The 16,124-nt window shown below is 68.4% G+C and carries 18 protein-coding genes and 1 tRNA gene; 7 read left to right on the plus strand and 12 right to left on the minus strand.

Annotation, left to right across the window (positions count from 1 at the left end; genetic code table 11):
* Window positions 1–61: 61 nt before the first annotated feature.
* The 8 genes from rplL to GVV77_RS08485 all read right to left on the minus strand — a co-directional run bounded on the left by rplL (window position 62) and on the right by GVV77_RS08485 (window position 5,510).
* Entirely contained in the window at window positions 62–442 is a 381-nt protein-coding gene (gene rplL, locus GVV77_RS08450) for a 50S ribosomal protein L7/L12 (protein ID WP_159617675.1), read from the minus strand.
* Between the two features lie 57 nt (window positions 443–499).
* Window positions 500–1,084: a 50S ribosomal protein L10 gene (rplJ, locus tag GVV77_RS08455; RefSeq protein ID WP_159617676.1), complete on the minus strand. Its 585-nt coding sequence runs from the start codon at window positions 1,082–1,084 to the stop codon at window positions 500–502.
* 269 nt (window positions 1,085–1,353) lie between these two features.
* On the minus strand, window positions 1,354–2,478 hold the full coding sequence (locus GVV77_RS08460; RefSeq protein WP_159617677.1) for a GNAT family N-acetyltransferase: 1,125 nt from the start codon (window positions 2,476–2,478) through the stop codon (window positions 1,354–1,356).
* 199 nt (window positions 2,479–2,677) lie between these two features.
* Window positions 2,678–3,385 carry a 50S ribosomal protein L1 gene (gene rplA, locus GVV77_RS08465; RefSeq protein ID WP_159617678.1) on the minus strand — a complete coding sequence of 236 codons (708 nt, stop codon included), beginning with the start codon at window positions 3,383–3,385 and terminating at the stop codon, window positions 2,678–2,680.
* 142 nt (window positions 3,386–3,527) lie between these two features.
* A complete protein-coding gene (gene rplK, locus GVV77_RS08470; RefSeq protein WP_120164714.1) occupies window positions 3,528–3,959 on the minus strand; it encodes a 50S ribosomal protein L11 in 432 nt (143 codons plus the stop codon).
* Window positions 3,960–4,092: 133 nt separating this feature from the next.
* The gene (nusG, locus tag GVV77_RS08475) at window positions 4,093–4,947 is read right to left on the minus strand and encodes a transcription termination/antitermination protein NusG (protein ID WP_201293197.1); all 855 of its coding nucleotides are present in this window, start codon (window positions 4,945–4,947) and stop codon (window positions 4,093–4,095) included.
* A gap of 73 nt (window positions 4,948–5,020) precedes the next feature.
* The gene (gene secE / locus GVV77_RS08480) at window positions 5,021–5,284 is read right to left on the minus strand and encodes a preprotein translocase subunit SecE (RefSeq protein WP_246199706.1); all 264 of its coding nucleotides are present in this window, start codon (window positions 5,282–5,284) and stop codon (window positions 5,021–5,023) included.
* Window positions 5,285–5,437: 153 nt separating this feature from the next.
* Window positions 5,438–5,510: transfer RNA gene (locus tag GVV77_RS08485), tRNA-Trp, on the minus strand.
* Between the two features lie 236 nt (window positions 5,511–5,746).
* Between GVV77_RS08485 and GVV77_RS08490 the strand changes: the two genes are divergently transcribed.
* A complete protein-coding gene (locus GVV77_RS08490; protein ID WP_159617680.1) occupies window positions 5,747–6,973 on the plus strand; it encodes a pyridoxal phosphate-dependent aminotransferase in 1,227 nt (408 codons plus the stop codon).
* Between the two features lie 7 nt (window positions 6,974–6,980).
* On the opposite strand, the gene GVV77_RS08495 is transcribed toward GVV77_RS08490, so the two are convergent.
* The gene (locus tag GVV77_RS08495; RefSeq protein WP_159617681.1) at window positions 6,981–7,658 is read right to left on the minus strand and encodes a LuxR C-terminal-related transcriptional regulator; all 678 of its coding nucleotides are present in this window, start codon (window positions 7,656–7,658) and stop codon (window positions 6,981–6,983) included.
* A complete protein-coding gene (locus GVV77_RS08500) occupies window positions 7,648–8,985 on the minus strand; it encodes an ATP-binding protein (RefSeq protein ID WP_159617682.1) in 1,338 nt (445 codons plus the stop codon). The genes GVV77_RS08495 and GVV77_RS08500 overlap by 11 nt, the downstream gene beginning before the upstream one ends.
* Before the next feature lie 125 nt (window positions 8,986–9,110).
* Here GVV77_RS08500 and GVV77_RS08505 point away from each other — a divergent pair, with 125 nt between their 5' ends.
* From GVV77_RS08505 to GVV77_RS08525, 5 genes are all read left to right on the plus strand, one after another.
* The gene (locus GVV77_RS08505; RefSeq protein ID WP_159617683.1) at window positions 9,111–10,670 is read left to right on the plus strand and encodes a PspC domain-containing protein; all 1,560 of its coding nucleotides are present in this window, start codon (window positions 9,111–9,113) and stop codon (window positions 10,668–10,670) included.
* On the plus strand, window positions 10,667–10,936 hold the full coding sequence (locus GVV77_RS08510; protein ID WP_159617684.1) for a hypothetical protein: 270 nt from the start codon (window positions 10,667–10,669) through the stop codon (window positions 10,934–10,936). The genes GVV77_RS08505 and GVV77_RS08510 overlap by 4 nt, the downstream gene beginning before the upstream one ends.
* Window positions 10,937–10,963: 27 nt before the next feature.
* Window positions 10,964–11,215, plus strand: coding sequence for a PspC domain-containing protein (locus GVV77_RS08515; protein ID WP_159617685.1), 252 nt, complete (start codon window positions 10,964–10,966; stop codon window positions 11,213–11,215).
* 91 nt (window positions 11,216–11,306) lie between these two features.
* Complete coding sequence (locus GVV77_RS08520) at window positions 11,307–11,978, plus strand: hypothetical protein (protein ID WP_159617686.1); 672 nt, start codon at window positions 11,307–11,309, stop codon at window positions 11,976–11,978.
* 14 nt (window positions 11,979–11,992) lie between these two features.
* Window positions 11,993–12,583 carry a GNAT family N-acetyltransferase gene (locus GVV77_RS08525; RefSeq protein WP_159617687.1) on the plus strand — a complete coding sequence of 197 codons (591 nt, stop codon included), beginning with the start codon at window positions 11,993–11,995 and terminating at the stop codon, window positions 12,581–12,583.
* 91 nt (window positions 12,584–12,674) lie between these two features.
* Here GVV77_RS08525 and GVV77_RS08530 read toward each other — a convergent pair whose 3' ends face one another.
* Together GVV77_RS08530 and GVV77_RS08535 are read right to left on the minus strand one after the other, a co-directional pair.
* Window positions 12,675–13,400, minus strand: a complete 726-nt coding sequence (locus GVV77_RS08530; protein ID WP_159617688.1) for an SDR family oxidoreductase — start codon at window positions 13,398–13,400, stop codon at window positions 12,675–12,677.
* 77 nt (window positions 13,401–13,477) lie between these two features.
* Window positions 13,478–14,584 (minus strand): calcium:cation antiporter, encoded by a 1,107-nt coding sequence (locus tag GVV77_RS08535; RefSeq protein WP_159617879.1) that lies wholly within the window; start codon window positions 14,582–14,584, stop codon window positions 13,478–13,480.
* A gap of 346 nt (window positions 14,585–14,930) precedes the next feature.
* Between GVV77_RS08535 and GVV77_RS08540 the strand changes: the two genes are divergently transcribed.
* Entirely contained in the window at window positions 14,931–15,980 is a 1,050-nt protein-coding gene (locus GVV77_RS08540; RefSeq protein ID WP_159617689.1) for a thioredoxin family protein, read from the plus strand.
* Window positions 15,981–16,124 lie beyond the last annotated feature (144 nt).

A 16,124-nucleotide genomic window follows, 5' to 3' on the forward strand; every position in this document is an offset into this window, starting at 1 on the left:
GACCTGAGGTCGGGGCCTTTCCTGTCTGGTAGCGGGGGCGGACCCCCGGCTGCCGGATCTGCTACTTGAGGGAAACGGTGGCGCCGGCAGCTTCGAGAGCTTCCTTCGCCTTCTCCGCAGCTTCCTTCGTGGCGCCTTCGAGAACAGCCTTCGGAGCGCTGTCGACAACGTCCTTGGCTTCCTTCAGACCCAGTGAGGTCAGCGCGCGGACCTCCTTGATGACGGCAATCTTCTTGTCGCCGGCAGCTTCGAGGACAACGTCGAAGGAGTCCTTCTCTTCCTCGGCTGCTTCGCCTGCGCCGCCGCCGGCGGGGCCTGCGACTGCAACAGCGGCTGCGGTGACCTCGAAGGTCTCCTCAAACAGCTTTACGAAGTCGGAGAGTTCGATGATCGACAGTTCCTTGAAGGCTTCAATGAGCTCTTCGTTGGTAAGCTTCGCCATGGCTAAAGCGTCCTTCCGTGAGTGGTGCACTGCACCGAGATGAATGGGTGAAGAGAACTACTTCTCTTCGGGTGCCGCAGCTTCTTCGGCCGGAGCCTCTGCCGGAGCAGCGGTCTCGTCGGCGGCGGGAGCATCGGCGTCTGCGGATGCAGCACCATTGCCCTCGTCGAGCTTGATGCGCAGGGCATCGATGGTGCGGGCGAGGGCTGCCATGGGTGCCTTAAGCACACCGGCAACCCGGGAGAGCTGGAGTTCGCGCGACTCGAGGGCTGCCAGGGCAGCGACCTCGGAGGCGTTGAGGGCCTTACCCTCGAAGATTCCAGTCTTGATAACGAGCTTCGGGTTGGCCTTCGCGAAATCCGTAAGGCTCTTAGCAGCAGCAATTGCGTCACCCTTGATGAAAGCGATTGCAGTAGGTCCGGCGAGCTGGCCTTCGAACGCGTCGATGCCGGCTTCCTTGGCTGCAATGCCCGTCAAGGTGTTCTTGACGACAGCGAACTTGGTGTCCGCACCGAGTGAACGGCGCAGTTCCTTGAGCTGTGCGACCGTGAGCCCGCGGTATTCGGTCAGGACAGCGGCGGTGGAATCCTTGAAATCGTTAGTGATTTCTCCCACCGCATCTACCTTTGTTGGCGTTGCCATAACCCTCCTTCCGGGGAATAAAAGCCGGTTTGTCAGCCCCAATAAAAAACGCCCCGCGCAGATGCACGGGGCTTTCTCGACGCACGGCACTCGGTGCTGCGCGGAGAGGAGCTTCGTTCACCTGCGTTGGCCGCCCTTGACGGGAACTTTCAGATGGACTTCCTTACCTTGCCGCGCAGCATTGCTGCTGGTGAAAAGGGTGGAGGCACATCGACCGACGGTCTTTGGTAGTTCAAGGGTACGTGAAGCGGCGGCGGCCTCCAAATCCGCTACCGAAGGGAGGGGTCAAGCCGTTTCTGCCAGCCGGCCACCCACCCCGCCGGAACGAAGCCCAGCTCGACGTTGACCGCCAGCATGAAGGAGTTCTCCTCCGCATTCCAGGTGTAGATCCGTTCCACGCCGGGCCAGGCGGACTGCAGGGCCAGCAGGTTCGCAGCCTTCAGCAGCATGCCCAGCCGGTGGCCTCGGTGCGCCCGGAGCACCAGGGTGTCCTCCTGGTTCGCGACGGCCGGAGCCGCCTCGTACCGCTCCAGGACGGTATGACCTGCCAGCTCGCCGGTCGGCCGGTGCAGCACGGCCGCGACGAGGCTGCGGCCGCCGCCGCGCTCCAGCCGGTTCTCCGCCTCACGCACCCGCGCCGCGTCCCAGTCCTCCTCGTCGAGGTCCAGGTCCCCGAGGGGCGCATCGGTGCTCATCGCCTGGCGGAGCCGGGCGTACTGGTCGAGGCGGTCATCCGGGCAGCGCCCCTCCCAGCGGAGCACTTCGTAGTCCGGGCCCGCGGCGGCCTCCGCGGCGGCGAAGGCATCACCGGCGGCATCGCCCCCTCCGCCGACATCGAGCACGCTGCAGCGGTCCACCTGCGCGAGGTCGAACCCCCATCTGCGGGCCATCCGGGCCGCGGGGTCCCCCGCAGGGTAGCTCCCGGCGCCGGTGGCGGGGACCAGGTCCTCCCCCCGGCCTGGCGCCCCTGCCCCGCGGCCGGCAGCTGTCAGCGACACCTCGCTCCAGCCCATGACGGTGGACCGGCCCCGGCTGCGGACATGCCGCTCCGCCTCGGCGTAGAGGGCGCCCCCGACCCCCTCGCTGCGTGCCTCGGGGTGCACTGACAGATCGAGGTAGCAGGCCGAGAGGTTGTCAGTCAGCGGAAGGTCGATGATGGCCCGGCCCACGATGCGTCCGCCCCGCCGCGCCGCCAGGATAAGCCGCTCTTCATAGGGGTTGGACTGAAATGCTGCGTGTTCCTGCCTGCCGTCCCTGCGGAAGTCGTCGCTGCCCCACACGCCGCGCTGGACGAGGTTGCCCAGTTCGACGACGTCCAGGAAGTCCGCGGCGTCCGGCGGGGAGAGGTCGGGCGGGACGGGTACCGGCCCGATCTCCAGGGATTCGGTGCTCATGCTCGATTGTAGGCCGCGGACTCCGCCTTGCCCCGGCGCACGGACCGCCCTCCAGCCGTGGGGGAAGCGGCACAGGCGATGGACCCAACACAACTGCCCACCGACCAGAAGCGGCCGGTGGGCAGGATGAAACGCAGCGGGGGTGGCCGCAGCCTTGGCTGCGGCCACCCCCGCCGGGTGGTCTGGTGCTGCGGGACGCCTATGCGTCGGCGAGGACCTTCGTGACGCTCGGGTCGACGGAGATGCCGGGGCCGAAGGTCGTGGAGACGGTGGCCTTCTGGATGTAGCGGCCCTTCGAAGCCGAAGGCTTCAGGCGCAGGACCTCTTCGAGGGCTGCGGCGTAGTTCTCCGCCAGCTTCTGAACATCGAAGGAGACCTTGCCGATGATGAAGTGGAGGTTGGAGTGCTTGTCGACGCGGAAGTCGATCTTTCCGCCCTTGATGTCGGTGACAGCCTTGGCCACGTCGGCCGTGACGGTACCGGTCTTCGGGTTCGGCATGAGGTTACGCGGGCCGAGGATCTTGCCGAGGCGGCCGACCTTGCCCATCAGGTCCGGGGTGGCAACGGCGGCGTCGAAGTCCACCCAGCCGCCGGAAACCTTCTCGATCATGTCGTCCGAGCCAACGAAGTCGGCGCCGGCGGCGATGGCCGCTTCGGCCTTCTCGCCGGTCGCGAAGACGAGCACGCGGGCGGTCTTACCGGTGCCGTGGGGCAGGTTGACGGTGCCGCGGACCATCTGGTCGGCCTTGCGGGGGTCGACGCCGAGGCGGAAGGCAACCTCAACGGTCGCGTCGAACTTGGAAGGGTTGGTGTCCTTCGCGAGGACTACCGCCTCGAACGGAGAGTACTGCTTCTCCGCCTCGATCTTGGCGACAGCTCCCTTATATGCTTTGCTGCGCTTTGCCATCTGCTTTTTCTCCTTATGCAGTTGTGGTCTGCGGACCGCGCTGGGCCCTGCCACACTCCCACCGCGCGCCGGGCGCACGGTTTCGGTTTTGGTTGATGGTGGTTTCGGCGGCGGGTGCCGCGTCTGCCGGGTGGAGGAGCTGTTAGCCCTCGACCGTGATGCCCATGGAGCGGGCGGTACCGGCGATGATCTTGGCCGCGGCCTGGACATCGTTGGCGTTGAGGTCCTCCATCTTCGTGGTGGCGATTTCCTCGACCTGGGCCTGGGTCAGCTTGGCAACCTTGACGGTGTGCGGCGTACCGGAGCCCTTCTGGACGCCGGCTGCCTTCTTGATCAGCTCGGCTGCCGGAGGGGTCTTGGTGATGAAGGTGAACGAACGGTCTTCGTAAACGGTGATTTCAACGGGGATGACGTTTCCGCGCTGGGATTCCGTCGCGGCGTTGTACGCCTTGCAGAATTCCATGATGTTGACACCGTGCTGACCGAGCGCGGGACCAATGGGGGGAGCCGGGTTGGCGGCGCCTGCATTGATCTGCAGCTTGATGAGGCCGGTGACCTTTTTCTTCGGGGCCATGAAAGGGTCCTTTTCTTGCATTATGTCCCCCGGGACAGGAGCGTCCCGTGGGTTGGTGGTCATCATGGCGTGATGACCGGCCGTCCTCCCCGGCTAAGCGGGCCGGGGGAGAACGAAGCTTGGTGCCGCCGTCCTACTGGATCTTGGTGACCTGGTTGAAGGACAGCGTGACGGGGGTTTCGCGTTCGAAGATCGACACCAGCACAACCAGCTGCTGGGATTCGGGCTTGATCTCCGAAATGGTGGCCGGCAGGGTCTCGAACGGTCCTTCGTTGACGGTGACGGATTCGCCGACCTCGAAGTTGACGGTGACCGGGGTGGACTGCTGCTTGACCGGCTTGCCTGAGGCCGCGTCCGTGTGGACGACGGTGTGCTCAAGCATGGAGAACACCTCGGCCAGGCTCAGCGGCACCGGGTTGTGGGCGTTGCCGACGAAGGCGGTGACGCCCGGGGTGTGCCGGACGGCGCCCCACGACTCGTCGGTCAGGTCCATGCGCACCAGCACATAGCCCGGGATGCGGACCCGGTTCACGATCTTGCGGGTGGTGTTCTTGATCTCCACGACCTCTTCCATGGGGACCTGGATTTCGAAGATGAAATCCTCCATGTCGAGGGTCTGGATGCGGGTTTCGAGGTTGGCCTTCACCCGGTTCTCGTACCCGGCGTAGGAGTGGATGACGTACCAGTCACCCTCCTGCCGGCGCAGCTTGGCCTTGAAGGCCTCTACGGGGTCCTCCTCGGCGGGCGCCTCGGCCTCGCCGGATTCGGAGGCCTCGGCGTCGCCGGCCTCGCCGGAAGCCTCAGCCTCGGAGGCCTCAACCTCAGAGCCTTCAACCCCGGAACCGTCTGCGTCGGAATCCTCTGCGGCGGTCTCCGCGGGCGCGTTCGAGGCGGCGGAGTCGTCAGCGACGCCTGCCTCGACGGCCTGATCCTCGTTCTCCAGACCATCGTCAATTGTGATCTGCCGTTCGAGTTCTTGCTCGGACACCTAGCTGCCTGCTTTCTGGATTTCTTCAGCTTCGTATTGCTTGGGCTATCACGTCACCTGCCGGCTGGACGGTTCAGCTTCCGCTGTCCCCGAACACCCAGACCGCCCCGGTTCCAAAGACGTAGTCGAGACCCGTGACGATAAGGATCATCAGGATCACGAACGCCAGCACCGTGATGGTGAACCTCACCAGTTCCTGACGGGTCGGGGTGACGACCTTCCTCAGTTCGGCGATGACCTGCCGCACAAAGAGAGTGATCCGCCCGAAGAACCCGCGCTTGGGGTTCTCCTTGCTGGCGGGGCTACCCTTGGAGCTGCTCGCGGCCGTATCGGTCACCTTCAACCTCATCAATCTGTGTGGGTTTCCAGCCGGGCCGCGTTCACGCGGCTCCGACTACTCATAAGTCATGCCGAGCAGGTCCTGTGCCTGTACCGGAAACTTCGTGATGTTCTACTGCCGCACCGCCGCGTCCTGCTCGACGGTTACGCGCAGGGCAGACAGGACTCGAACCTGCAACCTGCGGTTTTGGAGACCGCTGCGCTACCAATTGCGCCACTACCCTATGGAACCGGACCACCGTCCGATCCGCTCCGCTGCGATCCCTGGGGGACGTTTCGCGGGCACGAACCATTGGAGTGATCCAACACCGAGGATCAAGTCTACGCAATACCCGCCGGAGAGTCGAACCGGCGCCTTGGGGGCGGGGGTCGGGGGGCTCCGGCGTCACGGATCGGCGCAGGGACGGGCCAACAGCCTAAGCTGGGACTGCCACACTTCTTCACGAGAAAACGGGACCCGATGACCGAGCTTTCCACCCGTCACTCCCTGCCGCGCGTCTCCCGCAGGATCGCCTCGATCGCCGAATCGGCGACGCTTGCCGTCGATGCCAAGGCCAAGGCCCTGAAGGCCGCGGGCCGTCCGGTGATCGGTTTCGGCGTCGGCGAGCCCGATTTCCCCACCCCGGACTACATCGTCGAGGCGGCCGTCGAAGCCGCCCGCCAGCCGCGCTTCCACCGCTACTCCCCTGCCGGGGGCCTGCCGGAGCTGAAGCAGGCCGTCGCGGCGAAGACCCAGCGTGACTCCGGCTACGCCATCGACCCCGCCCAGGTGCTCGTGACCAACGGCGGCAAGCAGGCCGTCTACGAGGCCTTCGCCTCACTGCTCGATCCCGGCGACGAGGTGCTCGTGCCCACCCCGTTCTGGACCACGTACCCGGAGGCCATCCGTCTGGCCGGCGGGGTTCCCGTCGAGGTTTTCGCCGGGCCGGAGCAGGGCTACCTGGTGTCGGTGGAGCAGCTCGAGGCGGCCCTGACGCCTCGGACCAAGGTGCTGCTGTTCGTGTCGCCGTCCAACCCCACCGGCGCCGTGTACCCGGCGGATGCGGTGCGGGAGATCGGCAACTGGGCCGCGGACCAGGGACTCTGGGTGGTCACCGATGAGATCTACGAGCACCTGACGTACGACGGCGTTCCCTTCACCTCAATCGCCTCGGCGGCGCCCGCGCTGGGCGACCGGGTGGTGATCGTCAACGGCGTGGCGAAGACCTATGCCATGACGGGCTGGCGCGTCGGCTGGATGGTCGGCCCGCAGGACCTCGTCAAGGCGGCGACGAACCTCCAGTCGCATGCGACGTCGAACGTGGCGAACGTGTCGCAGATGGCCGCCCTGGCCGCTGTCTCGGGCCCGCTCACCGCGGTCGAGGAGATGAAGACCGCCTTCGACCGGCGCCGCCGGGCCATGGTGGCGGGGCTGAACGCCATCGACGGCGTCGAGTGCCCCACGCCCCACGGCGCGTTCTACGCCTACGCCGACGTGCGCGGCCTGCTGGGGCGCAGCCTGGCCGGAACCACGCCGCGGACCTCCGCCGAGCTGGCCACCCTGATCCTGGAGCAGGTCGAGGTGGCCGTGGTCCCGGGTGAGGCTTTCGGCCCGAGCGGCTTCCTCCGGCTCTCGTACGCCCTCGGCGATGAAGACCTGGCCACCGGAGTGGCGCGGCTGCAGGAGTTCCTCTCCGGCGCGAAGTAGGCCCGGCTCAGAGCAGCCGCCGTTCGGCGGCCCACCGGGTCAGTTCGTGGCGGGAGGAGAGCTGGAGCTTACGCAGCACCGCCGACACATGGGTTTCAACGGTCTTGACCGAGATGAACAGCTCCTTGGCCACCTCCTTGTAGCTGTAGCCGCGGGCGATCAGCCGCATCACCTCGAGCTCGCGGGCGGACAGCCGGTCCAGCTCGGTGCCGGTGGAGGCGACGGCGGCGGTGCCGAAGGCGTCAAGGACGAAGCCGGCCAGCCGTGGGGAAAACACCGCGTCGCCTGAGGCGATCCGGAAGACGGCATCGGAGATCCCCGCGCCGGAAATGGTCTTCGTGACGTACCCCCGGGCACCGGCGCGGATGACCGCCACGACGTCCTCGGCGGAATCGGAGACGCTCAGGGCCAGGAAGCGCGTCGAGGCGCCCAGGTCGCCGCAGCCGGCGATCACTTCGGCTCCTCCCCCGCCCCGGCCGCCGGGCAGGTGGACATCGAGCAGGACGACGTCCGGCCGGCGGGCCCGGACCACGGCGACCGCTTCCTCGACGGTGGCCGCCTCGCCCACCACCCGGATCCGGCTGTCGAGGTCCGAGCGGAGGCCGGAGCGGAAGATGGCGTGGTCGTCGACGACGACGACGGACACCGCTGGAAGCGGATTGTTCGGTACGGGCTCATCCGTCATGGCTGCGGTTCTCCTGCTCGGGCATTCTCAGATGGACTTCGGTCCCGTCGGGACCGCTGCGGATGGTGGCGGCGCCCCCGTGCCGCTGCATCCGCGTAGTGATGGACTCGCGGATTCCGAGGCGGTCGGCCGGCACCGCAAGCGGGTCGAACCCGGGCCCCCGGTCGCGGATGAAGGCCTCGGATCCGGAGGGCCCCGCCTCCAGGTAGACCGAGACGGTGCCCCCGGCATGCTTGGCAGCATTGACGATCGCTTCGCGCGCCGCCTGGGCGAGCGCCTCCTGCCCGGCGGTCAGGGGCGCGTCCCCGACGGCGACCACCTCGACGGGATGCCCGTAGCTGTCCTCGACCTCTCCGGCCAGGGCCCGGAGTCGCTCGGTGAGGTTGCCGGAATGGCCGGCCGGATCGGCGTAGAGCCAGTGCCGCAGCTCCCGCTCCTGAGCCCGGGCCAGGCGCACGACGTCCTGTTCGGAGCCTGCGCGGTTCTGGATCAGGGCGAGGGTCTGCAGCACCGAGTCGTGGAGGTGGGCGGCGATTTCGGCCCGCGCGGCCTCCCGGACCCGCCCGGCCCTCTCATCCTCGAAGTCCTTCCAGAACCGCAGCGCCCAGGGGGCGAGCACCAGCGCCACCCCGGCGAGGACCGCCCCGGTGGCCAGGAGGGTGGCCCACGTCAGGTCCCAGGAGATCGCCCCGGAGACCATGACCAAGACGCCGACCATGACCAGCACCAGGCCCAGCAGGAGCCGGGCCAGTCCGGCGGCGCGGTCGGCTCCTGCCTTATTCCTCAGGCCCTCCCGCCGCGCCTCATCGAGCTGGCTCCACGCCAGCACGGCGCCCACCCCGGCCGCGGCGACAGGGAGGACCTGTCTCAGGCTCACGGCGAAGCCGAGCTCCTGCGCGGTGAAGACTCCGGCCAGGAGCAGCAGGGCCACGCCCAGGAGCAGCTCCTTCCGACCGGGACGGAGGCGCCCGCCGGTCCGCCGGGCCGGACGCACGAACGCACCGGCCGCCGGAGGAGCGGCGCTGCCGGGCTCCGTGGGCGCGGCCTGGGAAGGCAGGGCGGCAGACGGCAGGAACAGCGCAGGACCGGGAGGGGACTTCAGGGTGGGGGCGGGCGGAACGAACCGGAGCGGGGCGGCGAGGCGGTCGGAGGCCATAGGCACGAAGATCCACAGCCAGGCGTAGAGGAAGACCCCCGCACCGCCGGCCAGGGCCAGCAGGACCATGAGGACCCGCACGACGCGCAGCCGCACGCCGAGGTGGAGGGCAAGTCCACCGCACACGCCGGCGACCAGGCCGTCGGGCGAACGCAGCAGGGGCGGTTTCATAGCTCAATCCAAGCACGCCGACGGGCTTCGGGGATGCCCCGGGCGCACAATCAGGGGTTCCCTCAGGGGCGAATTCAGGGCAGCCCCCGATAGCTGGTGCAGCAGAGCGCTGGAAGGATCGGACTATGACTTCCGAACCGCCCCTTGAACCGCTGCCTCCAGAACGCCCCACCGGCGACGCCCCTCCGGGCGGCGTCCCCGACCCGGCCGGTTTCTCCACCGGCCCGGGCGGAGGCTATTCCAGCCGGTCCGGCTCCACGGCGGCCCCGCCGCCCCGCCCTGCGGCGTCGAACGCCTTCTTCGACCGGATGCGCTCACTGCAGATCACCCGCACCTCCGCCCGCTGGATCGGCGGGGTGGCGGGAGGCATCGCCTACCGCACGGGGCTCGATGTTGCCCTGGTCCGGGGCATTGTCGTGGTGCTGGCGGTCTTCGGCGGCATCGGCGTCCTGCTGTACGGCCTGGCGTGGGCGCTCCTGCCCGAACCGGACGGACGCATCCACGTCGAGTCGGCCGGACGCGGCAACTGGACCTCGGGAATGACCGGGGCGCTGCTCCTGGTCATCGCCGGGCTCTGGCGGCCGAACCTGCCGTTCCTCGGCGATGAGGGCGGCGGGTGGCAGCTGCTGTGGACCCTGATCTGGGTCGGCGCCGCCGTCTATGCCGTGTACTGGGCGCTGACCGCGCGCAGCAGGAACAGCCCGGTAGCCGGCGGCAGGCCGGCCGGCGCACCCGGGATGATGGGTGCGTACGGCGCACCCGGAGCGACCCAGCAGTTTCCGGCCACGAGCTATCAGGCGGGATCTCCGCCCACCGGCCAGCAGTATCCGTCGACGGAGCCTCTGGGCACGGGCGCTGTCCCTCCCCGCCCGGCCGGCCCGTTGCCGTCCGACTTCCCCGGATCCGGGTACTCCCCGTCCACCGGGTACACGCCGTCCGATTACCTCTCCGGCGGGTCCTTTCCCCCGGGGTCGCTGCCTCCGAGCTACGCCCTGCGCCCGGTACCGCCGCCGCGCCCCCGCACCCCCGGACCCACCGGCAGCGGCGTGGCACTCAGCCTGGGTGCGGCCGTGCTCGCCGTCGGCATCATCCTGGCCCTCGACTACGCGGCCCTGATCGACCTCGGCCGGACAGCGCTTCCCGTGGCCCTCGCCTCCGGCGCCGCCGTCCTTGGCCTCGCCGTGGTGATCCTTGGCCTGATCGGGCGGTCCTCGGGGTTCGTCGGTTTCGCTGCCGGCGCCATGGTCTTCGCCGCCCTCATCGGGTCGGCGGTGGCAGCCGCCAACTTCGACGACGGCGCCTCGGTGGTGGGCAGGGAGACTCCGCTGTCGGCATCCTCGGTCCGGGCCGCGGAGGAGGGCTACACGGTTGTCGCCGGGCGCAGCACGCTTGACCTGCGCAGCCTCGACAACCTGAGGTCCGACGTCGTTGTCCCGGTGCGGGTGCTGGCCAGCAAAGTGGACGTCCTCGTCCCGAGCGACGTGCCGGTCGAGGTCCGCTCCGAGGTCGCCCTCGGCTCGGTGCGCACGGGCGAAGGCGTCGACGCCTCCGTCTCCGAAGGGTTCTGGCAGCCCGGAACCACCCAGCTGAACGAAACAGCCGACGGTCCGTCGATCATCCTCGAGGTCGGCGGCGCCGTCAGCCAGGTCAGCGTTTCACAAAACGAGAATGGATTCGACCAATGAGTACCTTCGAAAAGTCAGCAGCACCCCGCCGGGTGCGTACGGGAACCGTCGTCTGGGGAGCGGTGATCCTGGCGGTCGCGGCCCTGATCCTTGTCTCACTGCTTACCGGCATCCGTTTCGACCTGGGAATAGTGCTCCTGGGACTGCTCATCGGCGCGGGTATCGCCCTCGTGGTGGGCGGCATCTCCTCGATGACGCGCCGGTCATCCGCGGCGGGCGACGACCCCGATGACGATAACGGCCATACTGAAACCCCAAGCCTCTGACTCCGTCCTCTCAACGAAAGGCTCACCATGGACACCCTCTTCCGGATCCTCCGCTCCTCCCCCGTCAAGCGCGCACCCGGCGGCATCCTCGGGGGCATCGCCTCGGGGATCGCGGCGCAGTTCAACTGGCCGGTGTCCTACGTGCGGATCGCAATGCTCCTGAGCTTCCTGCTCCCGGTGGTGAGCCTTCCGATGTACGGGGTGCTGTGGCTGGTGCTGCCCAAGACCGACGGGACGATCGCCCTGGAGCAGCTGCTGAACCGCACCACCCGACGGTGACAGCAGAAAGACCCGGTGCGGCACATCCGCACCGGGTCTTCCGCTGCCCGGTTCCAGTGCGCGGGGCGGGCACCGGAACTACGATGATGCCGTGGAGCCCCTCTTCGAATTCGCCGGCAGCTACTGGTGGCTCATCTTTCCGCTGAGCGGGGTGTTCGCTGCCTGGGGACGGTCCTGGTCCCGGGCCAATGAGCGCAGGCACCAGCGCAGGGTGGAGCTCTACACACTGAAGCACCAGGGCGAGCAGGTCCGGCAGGCGAGGATCGGCGAGGTGGAAGCGGTGACCGCCGCCCATGACGCCGTCAACCGGAAGTGGCTGGACTACGAACTCGACGTGGGGAAGCTGATCGACTACCCCCTGATGACCGACGTGCGTGAACCCCTGACGGTCGCCTTCCTCCGCGCCAAGCGCGCGGCCGACGCACTCCGCCCGGCCGCACCGGAGGCCCTGAGCGCCGCCGAATTTGCCGAGTACCGCTCGGCGGTCAATGACTACGACGTCGCCTTCCAGATCGCCGAGGCGGAGGCACGCCGGCTCAAGGACTCGGCCTTCACCGGACCGGAACGCCAGCGGCTGGCCCGGGCACGGAAACTGCTCGCCCTGGCGCTCGACGACGCTGCCAGCCCGGCCGAGCGGCAGACCGCGTACCGGCGGGCGCGGCGGGAACTCGACGGACTGATCGTGCTGCCGGACACGGCGGTCGCCTCCCTGGAGGCGAAGGTGGCCAGGATGCTGAACGGCGGTCCGGGTTCCGCCGGATAACCTACACTTCGACCATGTCCTCACAGGTCCTCTTTTCCGAGCATCCCACCCTCAACGGAACCCTGTGCACGCTTCGTCCCTTCACCTCCGGAGACATCGAGGCGATGGGGCCCATCCTCGCCGATCCCGAGGTGCTCCGCCTCACCGGAAGTGTCCATTCCACCGCCGAGGCGGAAGCTGGGACTGGAACGCTGGATGAGCGGACGCGCACCTGGTACCAGACCCGGGCCCATCAGCGGGACCGGCTGGACCTTGCCGTCGTCGATTCCCGGACTGGCGGCTGCGTCGGTGAAGCGGTGCTCAATGAGTGGCAGCCCGACGACGATGCCTGCAACTTCCGCATCCTGCTTGGGCCGGCGGGACGGGACCGCGGCATCGGATCCGAGGCGACCCGCCTTCTCCTCGGCCATGCCTTCACCGCCACAAGGCTCCACCGGATCTCCCTCGAGGTTTTCGCATTCAACCCCCGCGCCCGCCGGGCCTACGAGAAGGCAGGCTTCGTCGTGGAGGGAACCCTGCGGGAGGTATTCAAGTTCGACGGCGACTACATCGACGCCGACCTTATGTCCATTCTGCGCCCGGACTGGGAGCGTTCAGGGGGCTGAAGCAGCCCCTTAACTGAAGCAGCGGGGCCCCCATGGCCGGAGGCCCCGCTGCTTCGGTCAAGGGAATCTCCGTCCGGGACGGAGCGGCCGGCTAGCTGACCTGGAGCTCCCGGACGGTGATGTCGGGGTAAAGCTGCGAGAGGTCGCCGGCGAGCGCCTCACGCACATTGTGGGTCAGCTCGCCGAAGAGCACCTCCGGCTCGCCGTCCTCGACGGCGTCAAGGGCTGCGGAAACCACCTCGGCGGGGTCGGACTTCTGCTCGGCCGGGATGTGCGCGCCCATATCGGTGTCCATCCAGCCCACGTGCAGCGCGGAGACGGCGATGCCCCGGGGTGCGAGCTCCTGCCGGGTGGCGTTGGTCATCGCCCAGGAGGCGGCCTTCGCGGCGCCGTACGCTCCGACGTCGGGGAAATGCGCCCAGGACAACACGGAGAGCACATTGTGGATCGCTCCGCCGCCGTTCGCGGCGATGATGGGCGCGAATGCCCGCGTCACCTCGAGGGTGCCGAAGAAGTTGGTCTCCATCTCCTGCCGCACCGCGGCCGTGGAGCCCTTCAGGAGGCTGGTGGGGGTGAGGATGCCCGCATTGTTGATCAGGATGTTGACGTCCTGCGCGGCGGCGGCGGCCGCGGCGACGGCGGCGGGGTCGGTGATGTCGAGGGCCACGGGCACGACGCCGGGCTGGCTGACCTCGATGCCGGACCGGGAGGCCGCGTAGACCTTCACTGCTCCGCGCTCGAGGAGTTCCTCGACGAAGAGGCGGCCGAGGCCACGATTGGCCCCGGTGACAAAAACGGTTGAGCCCTGAATGCGCATGGAAAACCTTCTGTGGGGAATGAGTCCTCAAAGAATATCATGCAGTCCTAATAAAGGACTAGAGGTTCCCGGGAGAGTCAGGGATTGATGGCGAGGAAGATGAAGGCCGCAAACAGGATGAGGTGCACGGTTCCCTGGAGCCGGGTCGCACGGCCGGGCGCCACCGTGAGCACGCTGACGACGACCGTCAGGGTCAGCAGCACGATCTGGGTGGAGCCGAGACCCAGGATCAGGGGGCCCTCAAGCCAGAGGGTGGATAGGGCAATCACGGGAACGGTTAGGCCGATGCTCGCAATCGCCGAGCCGTAGCCGAGGTTGAGGCTCGTCTGAATCCTGTCGCGCAGCGCCGCACGGGTGGCGGCGATGCCCTCCGGCGTGAGCACCAGCAGCGCAATGATTACACCGACAAACGACTCGGGAATGCCGGCTGCCTTCACCCCCGCCTCGATGGCGGGTGACACGGCCTTCGCCAGTCCGACGACAGCCACCAGGGCGACCGCCAGCAGGCCGAGACTGAGCAGCGCCGTGCGCGTGGTGGGAGGTGCGGCGTGCTCCTCGGCGTCGTCGGCGGCCGCAGCGCGCCGGCCCGCGTGTGCCGGCACCGGCAGGAAGAAGTCGCGGTGCCGCACTGTCTGGGTGGAGACGAAGGCGGCATACAGGGCAAGGGAGGAAATCCCGGCAAAGGCCAGCTGCGCCGGGGAGAATTCCGGCCCGGAGCGGGCGGAGGTGAAGCTGGGCAGCACCAGGGTCATGGTGGCGAGCATGGCAATCACCCCAAGGGCGGCGCCAGACCCCTCGACATTGAACCGAACGGTCCCGAAGCGCACTGCGCCCACGAGCAGCGACAACCCCACGATCCCGTTGACAGTGATCATCACCGCGGCGAACACCGTGTCCCGCGCCAGGGAGGCGGTCTCCGGGCCGCCGGAAATCATCAGCGTCACGATCAGCGCCACCTCGATCACCGTCACCGCCACCGCGAGGACAAGCGACCCGAAGGGCTCCCCCACCCGGTGGGCGATCACCTCGGCATGGTGCACTGCGGCCAGGATCGACCCCACCAGGACGACGGCGACAACGGCGACCGCCACGGCGCCCAGGTTCCGCTGCCAGGACAGGACAAGCACGACCAGTGCCACCGCAGGGACGGCGACGGTCCAGGAGGACTGCAGGCGTCCGATCAGCGAAGCCACAGGGTCCCTCCGCCCGTTGACCGGTCTGTCATGACCCCGTCCGTCACCACTCCGGTGCACCCACGGTTACCATCCATGCCGCTCTCTCCTGTTCCGACCCACACTGTTACGATCCACCCAGTTTCCGCCCCGCCTGCTCCGACCCATACTGTTCCAATCGGAAATGTCCCCTCCACCTTCCCCGGTTGCAGTACCGCGGTGCAACGCGGGGCGCGCAGGCCGACGTGGCAGGCGCGGTGGGGCGGGTGGCTGAACGGGGTGCTGGACGGGTGCGGTAAATGGTCCGGAGTGCCCATAATGGTCCACTGGGGCCCGCACCGAGCGAAGGAACTCCATCATGATTTCCGATGACGACTTCCCAAAGAACGTGTCGAACGACGTCGGTCCGGCCGAGAGCCCGGCCGTCGAGCCCGGGGGCCGGCTGCCGGAGGATGAGCCGCTCTCCTTCGCCGGTGCCACCGGATGGCTCAACTCGCCTCCACTGACCGGGGCTGCCCTGCGGAGCCGGGTGGTTCTGGTCAACTTCTGGACCTACACGTGCATCAACTGGCTCCGGGCTCTGCCGTATGTGCGCGCCTGGGAGGAGGCCTACCGGCGCCACGGCCTGGTGGTGATCGGGGTGCACTCGCCCGAATTCTCCTTCGAGCACGACGTCGGGAATGTCCGGCCCGCTATGGAGGCCCTGTCGATCGGCTATCCGGTCGCTGTCGATAACTCCTTTCGGGTCTGGCGCTCCTTCGACAACCATTACTGGCCGGCCGTGTATCTCCTGGACGCGCGCGGCCGCCTCCGCCATACCAGCTTCGGTGAGGGTGACTACGACGAAACCGAGGCGGCGCTCCGGCGGCTGCTCGCCGAGGCGGGGACAACCGATCCCGGTCCGGCGGTGGGGCCGGTCACCGGTGCGGGAATCGAGGCCGCCGCGGACTGGAACACCCTCCGGTCGGCCGAAACCTACCTGGGATACCAGCGGACCTCGGGGTTCGCTTCCCCGGGCGGCCTGGCATTCGACCGCCTGCACGCCTATTCCGCGCCTTCACGGCTGCGGCGCGGGCAGTGGGCCCTGGCGGGCACCTGGACGGCCGGCGCTGAGGCGGCGGTGTCCGAGGCTCCGGGAGGCCGTCTGCTCTGCCGCTTCCACGCCCGCGACCTCCACCTGGTTGCGGCTCCGGCCGCACCGGGCTTGGCGGTCCGCCTGCGGGTCCTGTTGGACGGCTTGGAACCCGGCGCCGATTCCGGCCTGGACATCGATGAAGCCGGCTACGGCACGATCACCGGGCCCGGCCTGTACCAGCTCCTTCGGCGCAGCGGTCCCGTGACCGAGGGCACCGCCGAGATCGAGTTCCTCGACCCGGGAGCGGGGGTCTACTGCTTCACCTTCGGGTAGGGCCCCGGCCGGCGTCCTGTCCTGTGGCCCGGTGCGGCGCCCGGCACATGCAGAACGCGCCACCCGGTTCTCACCGGATGGCGCGTTCGTCGTGCGTTCAGCTGCTGCCCCGGGTTGCCGGGGCGGCCAATGCGGACCGGCAGG

Origin of the sequence: Arthrobacter zhaoguopingii, from assembly GCF_009828605.1 — a bacterium.
GTDB lineage: Bacteria > Actinomycetota > Actinomycetes > Actinomycetales > Micrococcaceae > Arthrobacter_D > Arthrobacter_D zhaoguopingii.